A 19,366-nucleotide genomic window follows, 5' to 3' on the forward strand; every position below is an offset into this window, starting at 1 on the left:
TTAAGTGAATATAACAACTATAAGTAAATACTAAGTCTGAAAAATAGATAAAAATTACTGTGCATTCCATAATACCAGAGTACTCATCCTATATCAGTTAAAGGCTTTCATTATAATAGCCTCATACTGATTTGGACATAGGAACATTAATTATACGTTCATAAACAAAGGGTCCTGATGACAACTGTCATCAGGACCCTTTGTTACATAACTTAAATACTTTTGTCAGGTGATAAAAAAGTCGTGAAACCACCACAGATTACCACAAAAAGAAAACTACCACTTCCTCAATATACCGAATGTCGCATATAACGTGCTTAAATGATCCATTTTCACCCAAGCCGGGTAAGGGATTAGAAAATAATATCAATAACCTCTAGCTCATCTTGCTCCTGTTCAGTTTGGCCATTCAGGGAAATATCCTTTAACATTACCGAAGGCTGTTCGGCAATTTGGTTGATGATCACGAGCAGGTCCTGAGCGAAATTGTCGATCAGATTGCGCGTAAACAACTTGGTCGCATATTCAAACTGCCCGTTCATTCCCTCATCCAAGAGCGAAATGACCAAGGTAAGGTCAAATTGGGAAACCGCATGCGTTTCCGGATAAGATTCGATCTGGATATCCCCGAAGCTTTGAACGTTATCTTCCTTCGTTTCCAGTGTAAACATGACATCAAATACAGGATTGCGACTTTGATCGCGCGGTACCTGCAGCTTTTTCACAAGTTTTTCAAACGGATAATCCTGGTGGTCGTAGGCCCCCAGCATCGTTTCTTTGACTTCGTTCAAGTAAGCGAGGAACGTCTTCTCCCCGGATGGATAATGGCGAATCGCCAACGTGTTGACAAACATTCCGATGAGCGGCTCCAGGTCGGCATGTGTGCGGCCCGAAACCGGTGTGCCTACAATGAAATCTTCTTGTCCCGAGTACTTGCTGAGCAGGATGGAATAGGCCGCCGATAACAGCATATATAGGGTAGCACCATTCTCATCGGCAATGCGCTGCAAGCTGTCGGTCATCTGCTTGTCGATACTGAAAGGCAGCACATCTCCCTCAAAGCTGCGAGCGGCAGGTCTGACAAAGTCCGTAGGCAACTCAAGCGTTGGCAGTTCACCTTCCAGCATGTCCAGCCAGTAGGCTTCCTGGTGTTTCAGCCGTTCTTTTACAGGTTCGGACTGCTGCCAAGCGGCGAATTCCTTGTATTGAATCCGAAGCGGTTTCAGCGTTTCACCGTTATACAGGCGCAGCAGTTCTTCGATGAAGATACCCATCGACATGCCATCCGTGACGATATGATGGATGTCCAGCATAAGCAGATGACGCTCCGCTTCCCATTCAACTAAGCCCACACGCAGCAGCGGCGGCCGCTCCAAATCAAAGACACGTACAAAGGCATCCGCAATGCTTTTCGTTTCACTTTCCGTCGCTTTTGTATACTCGATGGCAAACTCCAAGTCCGAATAAACCCGTTGTACCGGTTCGCCGTCAACCATTTCGAAGCCAGTTCGCAAAACTTCATGACGAGCGATTAATCCTTGGAGCGCCGCCTCGAATTGATTCCGCTCCAAGCGCCCGACAAGAACCGTCATGCCGGACATATTGTAGCTAAGCTCGGCGCCTTCCATCTGCTGCTGGATGTACAGCCGTTTTTGCACGGAGGAAAGAGGATAATACTCCCTTTTATCCAGAACCGGAATGGAGAGGAATTCCTGCTGCTCCAATCGGCTAATCACTTCAGCCATCGCTTCAATAGTCGAGTACCGGAATACATCGCGCAGCGGCAGGTCCACGTGCAGCTCTTTGTGCACCTTGCTGACCAGCGTTGTCGCCCGCAGCGAGTGACCACCGAGGTCGAAGAAGTTGTCCGTCACACCAATCGTAACTGACCCGAGCACGTCCTGCCAGATGGAGACCAGTTTCGCCTCCAGATCGGTGCGCGGCGCCACGTATTCGCGCCCTGCACTTACTCCCTCTTCCGGTGCTGGCAGAGCTTTCCGGTCGATTTTCCCGTTTGGTGTCAGAGGTAAATGCTCCAGCTCCACGAAGTACGACGGGATCATGTAACCCGGCAGCTCGCTGGAGATTGCTCGTTTCAGGTCGGCCGCCGTCAGTTCGATATCCATTGTGTAGTAGGCGCACAGCGCCTTTTGCCCATTCTCATCACTTCGAACCAGCACCACCGCTTCGCGTATACCTACCACCCGCAACAGCTGTGACTCGATCTCACCCGTCTCGATCCGGTACCCCCGGATTTTCGCCTGATTGTCGATCCGGCCGATGAAGTCCACGTTGCCGTCCTCCATCCATCGCGCCAAATCTCCCGTGCGATACAACCGCTCACCCGCAGTGAAAGGACTGTCTACAAACTTCTCCTTCGTCAGCTCTGGACGGTTCAAGTACCCACGTGCTACCCCAACGCCGCCGATAACCAATTCGCCCAGCACCCCGACTGGAACAGGATTCAGATGTGCATCCACGATGTAAAATTTCGCATTCAACCACGCTTTGCCAATCGGCACATGGCCTGTCTGCGGCAGTTTCTCCAACTGCTCGTCATAGAAACTGGAGTCAATTGCCGCTTCCGTCACACCGTAGGCGTTAATAATGCGGAATGACGGGCCGAACCGTTCCTGCAAGGTACGGTAATCTGCCACACTGCAGCTGTCCGAGCTAGTGATCAACAGCTCCATACCGCTCAACTCCAACCCCTGCTCATGCACGTACTCCATAAACGGCACGATCAGTGCTGGTGTTGATTCAAAGATTGACACTTGCTCCCGCTCTATCCAGTAATGCAGACGAGACGGATCGATCCGGTCGTCCTTCGGTACAATGACCATGGTACCGCCGTTGTACAGTGTCCGCGCAATGTCACCCACGAACACGTCAAACGAGAAGCTTGCGAGCTGCAACAGACGCACCGGGAACTGATCCAACCGGTATTCCCGTCGGTAGCCTGCTGCCGTGTTCACCAGGCTGCGGTGCTCGATCATTACACCCTTTGGCTTACCCGTCGTTCCCGACGTGTAGATCACATACGCCAAATCCTCCGGGCAAGCTTCATGGAAGCTGTCTATACCGACAATATCAACATCATTTGGATGACTCTCGCCACCACCGTTCACAGCACCCGTCAGCTTGCTGGAGACAGGATTCGGAGCATTCCTGGAGCCTTGGCCGAAGTCCATTGGTACATTCGCTCGGTCTTCGCTGTACGACGCTTCATCGTCGAGATACAGCACCGTCGCCAGTGCCAGTTCCTCTTCGCTGAGCCAGGATTCGGCACGCTCTCGCAGCGGCGTTTGCGCCAGCAGCACCTTCGCTCCGCTGTCTTCCAGCATGAACCGCACACGGTCCGCCGGATAATCCGGGTCAAGCGGTATATACGCCCCTCCCGCTTTCCAGACGGCCATCACAGCCACCAGCAGGTCCACCGAACGCTCGGCGAGAATGCCAACGATGGTCTCCCGACCAATGCCGCTTCCACGCAGCGTAGTCGCCAAGCGATTCGCCCGCTCGTTCAGCTCCGCATATGTAAGCCGATCGTTCTCGTAGACGACGGCTACCGCTTCCGGCGTGTGTTCCGCCTGTTCCTCGAACAGTCGATGGAACGCTGCCACAGGAGCCACTTCCGGCTGCGCCGGGTTAAACGCGCGTACAAGTTCTTCTTTTTCCGCCGCCGTCAAAATATCCAACTCGGAAATCGTCGCTGACGGGTTGCAGAGAATGGATTCAAGCAACTGCAAGTAGTGGGCAGCCAACTTCTCCACCGTTTCGGTTTTATATAGAGCCGTGGCGTATTCAAACAGATATTCCAAGCCGTCCTCAATCTCCGTAACGTCCAAGCTGAGATCGAATTTGGACACAATTTCTTCGCTGGCATACGTCGACAAATGCAGTCCCGGAAGCTGGATTTCCACATTTTCTGTATTCTGCAAAGCAAACATCGTATCAAACAGCGGATTACGGCTTAAATCACGAGTCACGTTTACCTTATCCACCAGTTCCTCAAACGGATAATTCTGATGTTCAAAAGCCCCCAGCGTTGTCTCCTTGATTTCCTTCAAGTAGTCAAGGAACGTCTTACCAGCAGCCGGGTAACTGCGGATGGCCAATGTATTAACGAACATCCCGATCAGCGGTTGAACGTCGCTGTGATTTCTGCCCGCAATCGGCGTACCAACCACCACGTCTTCCTGACCTGAATATTTATGCAGAAGCACGTTATACGCCGCAAGCAGAACCATGTAAAGCGTTGCGCCGTTTTCAGCTGCAAGCCGTTTCAGACCTTCGCTTTTCTCAATATTCATAAACAATTGCAGCGTACGGCCCTCGTAGCTCTGCATAGCCGGGCGCGGATAGTCCGTTGGCATTTCCAGAACTGGCAGTTCTCCGCTGAACATGTCAATCCAGTAGGCTTCCTGCTTGGCAAGTTGCGTTTTCTGCTCGTCCGATTGCTGCCATACTGCATAATCTTTGTACTGAATGCGGAGTGGCTTGAGCGGCTCCCCGCTGTACAAGTGCACGAACTCTTCGATCAGTACGTCCATTGAAACGCCGTCCGATACGATATGATGTGTATCGAACATCAGTATATGCCGGTCTGGCGCCAGCTCGGCAATGCCCACCCGCAGAATTGGCGGCTTCGCCAGATCAAACGCACGAACGAATTGGCGCACCGTTTCTTCCGCCTGCTCCCCGCTGATCTGCACATATTCCACCTGGAAGGCGACTTCTTCGTAAATCCGCTGAACCGCTTCGCCTTCAACCATCTCAAAGCCGGTACGCAGCGTTTCATGACGAGCTACGAGCCCGCGGAACGCTTCTTCAAACCGGTGCCGGTCGAGCTGCCCTTCGAGCAGCATAGCTCCCGGTATGTTGTAGCTCAGCTCGCCTCCTTCCAGCTGGTTCAAGATATAGAGACGTTTCTGAGCAGAAGAGAGTGGATAGTACTCGCTAGGTTCCGCAGCCGGAATAGCCATAAACGAGCCGATCTCCAAACGCTCCATAGCCACAGCCATTTCCTCAACTGTCGAGTAGCGGAATACGTCGCGAAGCGGGAATTGGGCGCCCAGCTCCTTATGCATTTTGCTGACAAGTGTTGTCGCCCGCAGGGAGTGTCCTCCGAGGTCGAAGAAGTTGTCCATTACGCCTACCGCCTTATCCCGAACAAGTACCTCCTGCCAAATGGCGGCCAGCTTCGCCTCCATTTCGGTGCGCGGCGCCACGTATTCGCGGCCTCCCCCTTCCGGCGCTGGCAGCGCCTTCCGGTCAATTTTCCCATTCGGCGTTAGAGGCAATTGCTTCAATTCGACGAAATACGACGGAATCATGTATCCCGGTAGCTCACTGGAGATCGCCCGTTTCAAATCTGCCGCCGTCAAGCCTTCTTCCACTGTATAATAAGCGCACAACGCTTTCTGCCCCTCTTGATCTTCCCTGACAACAACGACCGCTTCCTTCACGCCACCTACACTCAGCAGCTCTGCTTCGACTTCGCCCGTCTCGATCCGGTACCCCCGGATTTTAGCCTGATTGTCGATCCGGCCGATGAAGTCCACGTTGCCATCCTCCATCCACCGCGCCAAATCTCCCGTGCGATACAACCGCTCACCAGCGGTGAAAGGACTGTCTACGAACTTCTCTTCCGTCAGCTCTGGACGGTTCAAGTAACCGCGCGCCACACCGACTCCGCCGATAACCAATTCGCCCAGCACCCCGACTGGAACAGGATTCAGATGTGCATCCACGATGTAGAACTTCGCATTCAACCACGCTTTGCCAATCGGCACATGCCCTGTCTGAGGAAGTCTCGACAACTCCTCGTCATAGAAACTGGAGTCAATTGCCGCTTCCGTCACACCGTAGGCGTTAATAATGCGGAACGACGAGCCAAACCGTTCCTGTAAGGTCCGGTAATCTGCCACACTGCAGCTGTCCGAGCTAGTGATCAACAGCTCCATACCACTTAACTCCAACCCCTGCTCATGCACGTACTCCATAAACGGCACGATCAGCGCGGGCGTCGATTCAAAAGTCGTCACTTGCTCCCGCTCTATCCAGTAGTGCAGACGAGACGGATCAATCCGATCGTCCTTCGGTACAATGACCATGGTCCCTCCGTTGTACAGCGTTCGCGCAATGTCGCCCACGAACACGTCAAACGAGAAGCTTGCGAGTTGCAGCAGTCGCACCGGGAACTGATCCAACCGGTATTCCCGTCGGTAGCCTGCTGCCGTGTTCACCAGGCTGCGGTGCTCGATCATCACACCCTTGGGCTTGCCCGTCGTTCCGGACGTGTAGATGACATACGCTAAATCCTCCGGACGAGCTTCATGGAAGCTGTCCATGCCCACAACATTTGGATGACTCTCGTCACCACCGTTCACAGCCCCCGTTAGCTTGCCGGGGTCTATACCGGAAACCGTACCAGTGCCCATCGGGGCATTTGCCCGAACTTCGCTGTATGACGTTTCGTCGTCGAGGTACAGCACCTTCGCCAGTACCAGCTCCTCTTCGCCAAGCCAGGCTTCGGCACGCTCTCGCAGCGGCGTTTGCGTCAGCAGCACCTTCGCTCCGCTGTCTTCCAGCATGAACCGCACACGGTCCGCCGGATAATCCGGGTCAAGCGGTACATAAGCCCCTCCCGCTTTCCAGATGGCCAGCACAGCCACCAGCAGGTCCACCGAACGCTCGGCGAGAATGCCAACGATTGTCTCCCGACCGATGCCGCTTGCACGCAGCGTTGCTGACAGGCGGTTCGCCCGCTCATTCAACTCCGCATACGTCAGCCGATCGTTCTCGTAGACAACGGCTTCCTCTTCCGGTGTGCGTTCCGCCTGTTGCTCGAACAGGCGATGGAAGGCGGCTACAGGAGCCACTTCCTGCTGCACCGGATTAAACACGCCGACAATTTCTTCTTTTTCCGCCGCCGTCAGAAGCTCTAACTCATTTACACGAACATTCGGGTTAGCCGTAACCTGCTCCAATGCACGGGCAAAATGACCGTGGATCTGCCTGATGTCTTGCTCTCTGAACGTCAGTGCATTGTACGTAAACCGCAGCAAAATATGTTCTTCCGGAATGACGGTAATGTCCAGATCATAGTTCGTTTGTTCCGGCGATTGGATATTAGCGATTTTCAGCGCATCTTGGCCTCCGCCGACAACTTGCTCAATCTGTTCTTCCATCGGATAATTTTCAAAGACCATAATATGGTTGATCAAGTCACGCTTTTGCTCGCTCAGCGACTGAATTTCGAACAGCGGGAACGTTTCGTAAGCTCCCGATGCCAGCGCTTGATCCTGGGTTTTTCTCAAAATATCGGCTACCGTCTCCTCGGCTTTACCTTGAATACGGACCGGAATCGTATTAATAAACAGGCCAATCATGCTTTCGATGCCCGGAATCTCCGCCGGACGCCCGGATACAACGGAGCCGAACACAACATCCTCGCTGTTGTTGTATATCTGTAAGACCAGTCCCCATACAGTCTGCATAATCGTGTTGAGTGTCACCTGTTGCTGGCGCGCCACACGCTCAATTTGCTCAGTCAGTCCCTTGCTGAGTTCCACATCGATTTCAGCCATTTCAAAAGCATGCTGTTTCAGCTGCGTTCTCTCCTGCGGCAGCCTGGTCTGCTGATCGTAACCCGCCAAATACTCCGACCAGTAACCCGAAGCTTTTGCTACATCTTGAGCTTCCAGCCATTCGATATACCGGGAGTATGAGGTAACCGGAGGAAGCTCTAGCGCTCGCTTCTCCTGAAAGGCAAAGTAAGTGTCGAACACTTCCTTGATCATGAAGGACATACACCAGCCATCCATCAAAATGTGATGATGACTCCAGATCACATGGTAGGCCTCGTCGCCTGTGCGCAAAACGGTCACACGCATAAGAGAGTCTTGAGCCAAATCAAACTTGTTCGCTTTATCCGTGCTGACAAAATCGGCTATCGTTTTCTCCAGGTGTTCATCTCTTGCCGAGCGAAGATCATCAAAGTACACTTCACATTTCCGCTCGCGGAATACCACTTGAATCGGCTCGTCTCTCCAGCCGGTAATAAAGTTGGTCCGCAGCGCCTCATTTCGCTGTACCAGCGTATCCAATCCCCGGGTGAAGGCTTCCACATTCAGGCTTCCATACAGATCGAAGGTCACCTGTTCAAAGTAAGCTTCCGAATCGGCATCCAGCAGGCTGTGGAACAACATCCCTTTTTGCAGTGGAGTCAGGGTGTATACATTCTCCAGTTCGCCGAGTGCCGCCGTATGTTCGGACAGCTGCTCCAGTTCCTCCACCGTCACATCTTGAAGCAGTACATCACTAGGCGTAAGCTCCGGCCGCTCTTTCGATACGCAATGGCTGATGACCTCACGCAAACTCGATTGAAGCAGGGAGCCCAAGCGCTCAACCGTCTCCCGTTGATACTGGGTTTCCCCATAACGGATCGTGAGTTCCAACACGCCTTCCGACACCATACCGTTGATATCGAGGACATAATCCATCACAGCATTTTGGCTTGAATCGGAGCCCGGACTGAACCGAGACGGCTGCGAGCCACTGCTTTCGTAATCCTGGTCGAACTGGCCCAGATAGTTAAAACTGATCTCCGGCTCCAAAACGAAGCTCTCTCCGGCACGCGGCGCCGACAAATAACGCAGGATGCCATAGCCGATCCCTTTGTTCGGAATGCAACGCAAGTTTTCTTTCACCTGTTTCACCTGATGACCGAGTGCCTGAACGTTACCTGGCTCCAGAACAACAGGGAATTGGCTTGTAAACCAGCCTACCGTGCGCGTAATGTCCACATCTGGCAAAAGTTCTTCCCGGCCGTGGCCTTCGAGATTCACCAGCACGCGTTCCTGACCGCTCCAAGCTTGTACTGAGAGGCCCAGCGCGGCAAGCAGCAAATCGTTCATTTCCGTATGGTAAGCACGGTGAGCCTGCTTAAGTAATTGTTCGGTTTCGTCCACTGTCCATCGAACGGTTACGAGCCCGCTGTCCTTCAGCTTGGATCTGCCTTGTTCATAATCTTTTGGAAGCGGCTCATAGGCCAATTGCTCGATACACTGCCAATACGCTCTCTCGCTTTCCATCGCGGACCCGTTCGCATAATCAGCGAGCTGTTTCGCCCACGTTTGGAATGAATCCGTTTTGAGCGGCAGACGGATCAGCTGCCCTTGCAGCGCCTGCTCATAGGCGGCAGCAAAATCCTCAAGCAGAATCCGCCAGGATACGCCGTCTACAACCAAGTGATGGATCGCGATGAGCAGATGGTCGCCATCATCACAGCGGAACAAACCAAGCTTCACCAGCGGACCGTTTTCCAGATCGATGCTTGCTTGAATGTCATTTGCCTTAACCTCTACCGCTTCTTTCACGTCACGGACTGCCTTGAAATCGACAACTTCCAGATCGAACAGCACTTCATTCTCCCCAGCGCCACGATTCCAAGCGTTATAACCATTCTCGGTTTGACGATAAACCGTACGAAGAGCATCGTGATGCACGATAAGCTGACGCACTGCTTGACGTAAAGCTTTTTCATCAAAGCCTTGCTTGGAGAACTGCATGAACGCCTGATTACTGTGATGCACATCGGCCGGATTTTGTTCAAAGAACCAGCGCTGAATCGGGGTCAGGATAACCTCTCCCGTCACTTCGGCCTGACTTGCCGTTCTCTCCGCTGTTTGCAACCGCAAACTAAGGGCGGAGATCGTCGGGTAATGGAACAAATCTTTCATGACCAGCTTGTACCCCGTTTGCAAAAGACGAGAAGATACCTGTAAAGCTTTAATTGAATCTCCACCAAGCGCAAAGAAATTATCCATGGTGCCAACCTGATCCACGCCTAACACTGACTGCCAGACCAACGCGAGTGCTTTCTCGGCAGGAGTACGCGGCGCCGTGTATGCAGCCTCGGCACGAATGCTTCCTTCCGGCACAGGCAACGCTTTACGATCGATCTTGCCGTTCGGTGTAAGCGGTAGTTGATCCAGACGCATGATTCGTGAAGGCACCATATGAGAAGGCAGTACGGCGTCCAGATGGGCCACAAGCCCTTCCAGATCGAAGCTGGAATCCACTACGACATACCCGCACAAATATTTCTGCCCCCGCTCGTCCGTCCGGTCGATGACAAGCGCTTGACGTACCTCGGCAACATTTTTCATGGCCGCTTCAATCTCACCAAGCTCGATCCGATAACCGCGAATTTTCACCTGATTGTCGATTCGGCCGATGAAATCTACGTTGCCATCAGGCATCCAGCGTGCCAGATCACCCGTCCGGTACAACCGCTCCCCAGCGATGAACGGGCTATCTACGAATTTCTCCGCCGTTAAATCCGGGCGGTTCAAGTAACCGCGAGCCACACCTGCTCCGCCGATAACCAGCTCGCCTTGCACTCCGATCGGCACCGGCTTCAGATTTGCATCCACGATGTAGAATCTGGCGTTAAGCCACGCTTTGCCGATTGGCACGCTGCCAGTCTTCGGCAGCTTCTCCAGCGGCTCATCATAGAAGCTGGAGTCAATCGCCGCTTCTGTTACGCCGTAGCTGTTAATAATACGGAACTGCGAACCAAAGCGCTCCTGCAAGGTGCGGTAATCCGCTACGCTGCAAGCGTCCGAGCTTGTGATCAGCAGCTGCATCGAGCTGAGGTCCAGACCCTCGGCATACACATGCTCCATGAACGGCACGACCAGCGCAGGAGTTGATTCGAACACCGTCACGGCGTAGTCGCGAATCCAGCCATAGAGGCGGGTTGGATCAATCCGGTCTTCCTTCGGCACGATGACCATAGTTCCACCGTTGTACAGCGTCCGTGCAATGTCACCGACGAACACATCAAACGAGAAACTGGCCAGTTGCAGCAGCCGGATCGGGAACTGATCCAGACGGTAGTCCCGCCGGTAGCCCGCAGCCGTGTTCACCAAGCTGCGGTGTTCCACTGCCACGCCCTTCGGACGGCCCGTTGTACCGGAGGTGTAGATGACGTAAGCCAGATCGCCCGACTTGTTCACATTGGCCGGATTGGATGCGAGATCCGCCGCTTGTGTGCTCTGCTCAGCTTCTGCCGTGGCAGATGTTTCGGCAGCAGCCTTTGCTACTTGCGCCAAAGCCTCCGTCGCTGCGTCCGCTTCTCCCAAAGCTTGTACGCCTACAGCCGTTTCCGCCGCTCCGAGGATGTACGCCGAGGCGTCATCAAGTGCAAGCACCGTTTGCAGCGTTAAAGCTCCGTCGCTGCGCCAAGCTTCCGCCTGCTCCAACAGGCAGGCCTGCGTAAGCAACACCGATGCCCCGCTGTCCGCGAGCATATATTCGATCCGCTCCGCTGGATAATCGGGGTCAAGCGGTACATAAGCGCCGCCAGCTTTCCATACGGCGAGTACCCCGATCAACAGCTCGGCCGAACGGCCGGCCAGAATGCCGACCACCTGTTCCGGCTTCACCCCGCGTGCCCGCAGTACATACGCCAGACGATTCGCTTTGGCGTTCAGCTCCGCATATGTCAGCTTGCTGTCTTCATATACAACCGCCAGCGCTCCCGGAGTGCGTTCCGCCTGCTCCTCGAACAGCTCGTGGAACGTTCTCTCTCTCCACGACTCATCCGCTTCCAAACCTGTACCCTCTGTAACGGATTGCTTTGCAAGAGCCGAAGAAGACACGTCAAACCCGACCATTAAATTATCCTTTTCGCTGTCCGTCAATATATCCAAATCCGAAATCCGCGCACCCGGTTGAGCCAGGATCGACGCCAAAAGCTGCTCGTAATGACCCGCCAGCCGTACCATTGTTTCCTGTCTAAACAACGAGGTAGCGTACTCGATCTTGCAAACCAACTCGTTACCCTCTTCCACGATATCCAAGCTAAGATCAAACTTTGCCGTCTTTTCCTCGATGTCAAACAGTGACCATTGCAAGCCATCAAGAGTTAAATCCAGGCTTTCGTGCTTTTGCAATGAAAACATGGTGTCAAACAGCGGATTTCGGCTTAAATCCCGGCTCACCTGAAGAGCTTCTACCAGCTCCTCAAACGGATAGTCCTGGTGCTCGTAGGCTCCAAGCGTCCTTTCCTTCACTTCCTGCAAGTAATCCATGAACGTCCGCTCTGCCGTCGGACCCAAGCGAAGGGCCAGCGTATTGACAAACATACCGATAATCGGCTGCACGTCGGCGTGAGAACGAGCGGCAATCGGAGTACCAACTACTATATCTTCCTGTCCCGCGTATTTATGAAGCAATACGGAGTACGCAGCCAGCAGAAGCATGTACAACGTTGCCCCCGAATCGCTGGCAAGCTGTTTGAGAGCTTCGCCTTTCTCCGCATCAAGCGTAAACGTGAGCGTTTGACCGTCAAACTGCTGAACGGCTGGACGGGAGTAGTCAAGAGGCAGCTCAAGAACCGGAAGCTCGGAGCTGAACACCCCGTGCCAGTATTCCTCCTGTCGTTTGATGCGTTGACGCTGTTCCTCGGATTGCTGCCAAACGGCGTAATCCTTGTATTGAATCCGCAGCTCCGGCAATTCTTCACCATTGTACAGGCGCACGAATTCGCGCAGCAGCACATCCATGGAAAGGCCGTCGGAAGCAATGTGATGCATATCCAGCGCGAGCAGGAATTTTTCTTTCTCCAATTCGATCAGCAGGGCGCGCAGTAAAGGCGGCTGGGTCAAGTCAAAAGGCTGGATGAAGCCTTCAAGAATGCCTGCAACCTGATCTTCGCTTGCTTGAATCTTCTCGACCTTGAAAGCGACGAGCGGGTGAATACGCTGAACCGGCTCCCCATTCATGATTTCAAAACCGGTGCGCAACATATCGTGCCGGGCCATCAAAGTAGCCAGCACATCTTCTACTTTGGCCTCGTTCAAATCCCCTTCCAATTGCAAGGCACTTGGGAGGTTATAATTCAGCTCCAAGCTATCCAGCTGGTGCAGGACATACAGCCTTTTTTGTGCAGAGGAAACCGGATAGTACGCTCTCTCTTCCGCTTTTGGAATCAAGCTATGCTCTGATTCATCCAAGCTGGCAATAGCCCCAGCCATCGATTCTATCGTCATATAGCGGAACACATCGCGCAGCGGAAGTTCAACGTTCATTTCCTTCCGAATCTTGCTGACAAGGTTTGTCGCCCGCAAGGAATGCCCTCCGAGCTCGAAGAAATTGTCCAGGACCCCAATTCCGGAGTAACCCAGCACTTCCTCCCAGATCTTCACAAGCTGGGACTCCGTAAGGTTACGCGGCGCTACGTATTCAACGCCCGTTTGCAAGCCGCCTTGCGGCTCCGGCAGTGCTTTGCGGTCCACTTTGCCGTTGGACGTCAGCGGCATGCGTTCCAGCTGCACGAAGTACGACGGGATCATGTATCCCGGCATTCCCTGGGCCAGCGAGGTTCTCATTTCGCTAACCGTCAGCGTCCGGTCCGCCACAAAGTAGGCAACAAGCGCCTTCTCGCCCCCGCTGTCCTGACGGGCGAGCACCACCGCTTCTTCCACGCCCTCCACGTTCAGAAGCTGCGTCTCAATTTCGTCCAGCTCGATCCGGTACCCGCGGATTTTGACCTGATGGTCGATCCGACCCAGATATTCAATGTTGCCGTCCGGCAGCCAAGCTGCCAAGTCTCCCGAACGGTACAGTTTCTCCCCATCTGCAAACGGAGAATCAATGAACTTTTCCGCCGTCAAATCCGGGCGATTCAGGTATCCTCTTGCCAATCCTTCCCCGGCTACGTACATTTCGCCTGCTACGCCAATCGGAACAGGACGACGATTTTCATCCAGAACGTACACGCTCAGCGTTGGGATCGGCTTGCCGATATTACTTTTCGCCGCCTCCATCTCCATCCATGTGATTTCCTTATACGTCACGTGAACCGTCGTTTCGGTAATACCGTACATATTGATCAGCTTTGTCTCCGGGTACTTCGTCTTAAAACCCTTGAGCAACAGCGGGCTGAGCGCTTCGCCGCCGAAGATGACGTTACGAATCTGCAGATCGTACGGATGGTCCGCTAAAACCTCACGCAGCAGTTGGTAGAAATATGTTGGCGTCTGGTTCAAAATCGTGACCTGTTCGCGGCTCAACAGTGCCAGGAACTCAGCCGGATTTTTCGCCGTAAGCGGCGGTACGATAACCAGCTTGCCTCCGTACAGCAACGCTCCGTACATTTCCCAGACGGAGAAATCGAAGCAGAACGAGTGGAACAACGTCCACGTGTCGGACGGCCCAAAGTCGAACAGGTTCTTGTCGTTGAACAAAAGGCGCACGACGTTTTTATGCTCAATCAACGTGCCTTTGGGTTTGCCGGTCGTTCCCGATGTGTAGATGACATAAGCCAAGTTACCCGGGCCAGAAATTGGCTCCAGATTCGAAGCGTCCAGCGCACCAGCGGAGTCCGCCCCTTTGTCGCCCCAAACGAAATCGTCCAATTCAAGGCGCGTTCCTGCGAAGTCGGTCTTCTCATGCAAATGCTTTTGAATCAGCAATAACGGTGCGCCCGAGTCCTCAATCATGAAGCGGATGCGTTCCTCCGGGTAGTCGGGATCAACAGGTACGTAGGCTCCGCCCGCTTTGAGAATCGCCAGAATGCCGACGACCATATCAAGCGAACGTTCGGCCAGAATCGCTACCAGCTGGTCCGCTTCGACTCCCGTCTCCCGCAGCTTGCGCGCAAGCCGGTTGGACCGCTCATTCAATTCGTGGTAGGTCAACTGCCGCTCATTCATGACGGCGGCCACGTTATCCGGATAAAGCTTCGCCTGCTCTTCGAACAAGCCATAAATCGTCTGCTGACGCGGGTAGTCTGCCTCCGAATCATTAAAACCGCGCACCAGTTCACGGATTTCCTGCTCCGTTAGCATTTCCAGCGAAGCGATATCCCCTTCCGGCGCTGTTGCGATAGTTTCGAGTAGCTTGTCGTAATGTCTGGCAAACCGCTCTGCGGTCTCCTGTTTATACAAAGCCGTAGCGTACTCCAACCGGCATTCGAGCTGACCATCCAGCTCCGAAATGTCCAGAAGCAACTCGAACTTGGACGTTCGGTTTTCCAACGGATAAAACGATTGCTCCAGCCCCTCGATGACAATTTGCTCATTCTCCGTATTTTGCAGGGAAAAGAACGTATCAAAGAGCGGATTCCGGCCGGTCGCGCGTGGAATGTGAAGACTTTCCACCAAATCTTCGAACAAATAGTTTTGGTGTTCAAAAGCCCCGAGTGTGATTTCCTTCATTTCTTCCAGATACTTAAGGTACGGCTTGGAACGCTCCGGATGGCTGCGAATGGCAAGCGTGTTGATAAACATACCTACGATTGGCTGTACTTCTTCCTGCGTTCTTCCGGCAATCGGCGTTCCCACGATCAGATCTTCCTGACCCGAATATTTATGCATAAGGATCGAGTAAGCAGACAACAGCACCATGTACAGGGTTGTGCCCGTCCGTGCGGCCAGTTCTTTCAGCTTCTCCGTCCGTTCTTTCCCAATATCAAACTTCACGGTCCGGCCGTCAAAACTTTGCACCGCAGGCCGCGGAAAGTCCGTCGGCAGTTCCAATACAGGCAGCTCGCCCGACAGCTGTTCCAGCCAGTACTCCTTCTGTGGCTGGATCAACTGCCCGTAGGCTTCGGAATGCTGCCAAACGGCATAATCTTTGTATTGAATACGCAACGGAGCCAGCTCCTCACCCCGATACAGGCGGCTGAACTCGTCGAAAAGCAGCGCTGTCGAGATGCCATCCGAGACGATATGGTGCATATCGAACAGCAGAATGTGGCGATCCTCGCCGACTTCGATCAGGCCGATGCGCAGAAGTGGCGGCTTGGTCAGATCAAACGGGTGATAGTATGCTTCCACCAATTGGTCCACTTCTTGCTCGCTCACCTGGAAATAATCTACAGCAAACTCCACCTCGTCATAGATGCGCTGCACAAGCTCGCCTTGAACCTGCTCGATCCCGGTACGCAGCGTCTCATGGCGCTGAATCAGCGCCCGGAACGCGTACTCTACGCGCGTGCGGTCCAGCTTGCCTTCGAGAAGAAGCGCCGCCGACATATTGTAGCTACGCTCGGCCGCGTCAAGCTGGCGCAGGACGTACAGACGCTTTTGCTCGGATGAAACCGGATAGTACTCGGCCTCTGCCGCCTTTGTAATCTCATACGTCTCCTGCTGCTTTAAACCGCTAATTCTTTGAGCAAGTTGTTCGATCGTGGTGTAGCGGAAAACGTCCCGCAGCGGAACCTCGACTTGCAGCTCTTTTCGAATCTTGGAAACAAGCGCGGAGGCTCGCAAGGAATGACCACCAAGGTCAAAGAAATCGTCATGGACTCCAACTCGCGCAATACCCAGCACCTGCTGCCAAATAAGTGCAAGTCTTGTTTCCAGCGTTGTACGAGGAGCCACATACTCACGGCCCACTTCTACCTCTTCGGTCGGTTCAGGCAACGCTTTACGGTCAACTTTTCCATTCGGTGTGAGCGGAAGCTGATCAAGAGACACCAGCCGTGCCGGAACCATATGCGCAGGTAGCTCTTGTTTCAATTGGGACAACAGATCGCTCAGCTGCACGGAAGCATCCCCCGCCACGTAACCGCACAAATACTTTTGCCCCTGCTCATCCGTACGGTCAGTCACCACAGCCTGCTTGACACCCGGGAAACTGAGCAGGGCCGATTCAATTTCGCCGAGTTCGATCCGGAACCCGCGAATTTTCACTTGATAGTCGATTCGGCCGATGAAGTCAACGTTACCGTCTTCCAGCCAGCGGGCCAAATCTCCTGTCCGATACAGACGTTCGCCAGGCACAAACGGGCTGTCTGCAAACTTCTCGGTGGTTAGGTCCGGACGGTTCCAATACCCGCGCGCCACCCCGGCGCCGCCGATGACAAGTTCACCCGGAATCCCTACAGGAACCGGCTTTAACCCGGCATCGACAATGTAAAACCGGGCGTTCAACCAGGCTTTGCCAATCGGCACATGACCCAACGATGGCAGCTTGTCCAGCGGCTCATCGTAAAAGCTGCTGTCAATGGCCGCTTCGGTAACGCCGTAGCTGTTGATGATGCGGAATTGTCCGCCGAATCTTTCCTGCAGCAATCGATAATCGGTGACACTGCAAGCATCCGAGCTGGTAATCAGCAACTGCATGGAGCTGACGTCCAGCCCTTCTTCATAAATATGCTGCATGAACGGCAGGATGAGCGCAGGTGTCGATTCAAATACCGTAATGTTTTGCTCCCGAATCCAGCCGTATAAACGGTTCGGATCAATCCGGTCATCCTTTGGCACAATTACCATTGTTCCTCCGTTATACAGCGTCCGCGCGATGTCTCCAACGAACACGTCAAACGAAAAGCTTGCCAGTTGCAGCAACCGCACCGGGAACTGATCCAACCGGTACTCGCGGCGGTACGCATCTGCCGTATTCATGAGACTACCATGCTCGATCATGACGCCTTTTGGGCGTCCCGTCGTACCCGAGGTGTAAATCACATAAGCCAAGTCTTGCGGGGCAATGTCAGCAGATTCATATTCCACTGCTGAGGTATCCCCGTTATACATCTGTTCATCATCCATGGCATAGACAGCTTGAAGCTTCAGCCGGTCATCGTCCAACCAACCTCCGGCCCCCTCCAACAGATGACGCTGCGTAAGCAGCACCGATGCTTCGCTATCGCTGAGCATGAACTCAATCCGCTCCGCCGGATAATCGGGGTCCAGCGGTACATAAGCTCCGCCGGCTTTCCATACGGCGAGCACACCGACCAGCAGTTCCACCGAGCGCTCCGCCCAGATCCCCGTAATTGTCTCCCTTCCCACGCCCTGTTCACGAAGGAGCGAAGCTAGCCGCTCGGCGCGTTCGTTCAATTCGCCGTAGGTCAACTTTTTGTCCATGTAAACAACTGCCGGGTGATCCGGAATGTCTCGGGCAAACTTTTCAACATACCGATGAAACGCTATTCCCTCGCTCAGTGCTGCCACCGGCGGGTTAAACACGTCCAGAATACGGTGTCTCTCCTCATCGCTCAGTAGAGAAATCTCGCGTACCCGCAGTTCGGGAGTCTCAAGAAACTGGTCCAAAACAGTTACATACTGTTCCATAATGCGATCAATTTCGGCCGTCTCGAACAGGCCCGTACGATAGGAAGCATGGAGAATGACATGGCCTTCATTCAGCATATGGTCAAAGCGAAGCAGTAGATCGTCCATCTCGTGCCTGGCAAAGTGAGCCTCCAGACGTACCTTGATTTCTTCGTACTCCACGATTTTCAAAGGCAGATATTCCAGAGACGTGCGGAACAACTCCGAAAGATCGTTGCGACCGTGTTGTTCACGTAAATCCTGGATCAATTGGTTATAAGGATATTTCTGATGCCGCAGATCCGCCGTATTTTCCTTGGAAACCGTTTGGATCAAGGAGAGCACGGACCCATCTGGATTCAGACTAATCCGCGTAGCCACGGTGCTGACGAACATACCGATCGTTTCTTTTTCCTTCTTGCTGGTGCGATTGGCAAATACCGTGCCGACCGGCACATCGGTGCTGTCGGTCAGCTTATACAATAAGGCGTACATGGCGGACAAAAATAACGTATATAAACTGACCTGATATTGTTCGCTAAAAGCCAAAATGCGGTCATACCGGGAACCATCCAACGTGATGGAACGTTTATTCGATTCGCTGCCAATCGAGAATGGCGGAGCCGATTTAATGCCGCTCGTTTCAGGCAAAGTATTGTACTTGGTCAGCCAATATTCCTTGCCTTTTTGATAACGCTGCGATTGCTCATATTCGTGCTCAGTTGAAATATAATCCAGATAGGAAGGAGCTTGGTAACTGCTGAGGATGCCTTTGCGCAGTTCCAGGTATTTTTCCATCACCGCATGCAGCAAAGCAGTGACGGACAAGCCATCGGCAATGATATGATTTACAGTCAAATTAAGCCATACTTGGCCGTTCGCAAAATGGATCATCGTAAATTGATAGAGGTGTTCGTCGAACACACTGGCCGGTTTTTCGGTTACTTCTTTCACCCAGGCATAGAATTGTTCGGTTGTACCTATTTCAAGGTGGCTTATCTGGGCTTGGACATTCTCCGGCTCTTCGAACCACTGCGTTGGATTTTGCAAATCCCCGTTAATACGGATTCGGAAAGCGTCATAGGTTTTGACAATCTCTGCGGCCGCTTGCTCCAGCAGCTTGGTGTCGATCTCGCCCGTAATTTGGTAGGTCGCGGAAAGCATCGTGATGGATGTGCCCGGATTCATAATTTCCATGAACCATATCCGGCGCTGGGCTTGCGTTAATCCATATTGCTTGTTCGTATTCTCTCTCACATCGACACACTCCCGTATTAGAGATTGTTTGT

At 53.2% G+C, this 19,366-nt stretch carries 1 protein-coding gene; it reads right to left on the reverse strand.

The window, feature by feature from the left end; genetic code table 11:
* Nucleotides 1-353: 353 nt before the first annotated feature.
* Complete coding sequence (locus MKZ13_RS27145; RefSeq protein WP_339179658.1) at nt 354-19,334, reverse strand: non-ribosomal peptide synthase/polyketide synthase; 18,981 nt, start codon at nt 19,332-19,334, stop codon at nt 354-356.
* Nucleotides 19,335-19,366 lie beyond the last annotated feature (32 nt).

The organism is Paenibacillus sp. FSL R5-0701 (assembly GCF_037973995.1).
In the GTDB taxonomy this organism is placed as follows: Bacteria; Bacillota; Bacilli; order Paenibacillales; family Paenibacillaceae; genus Paenibacillus.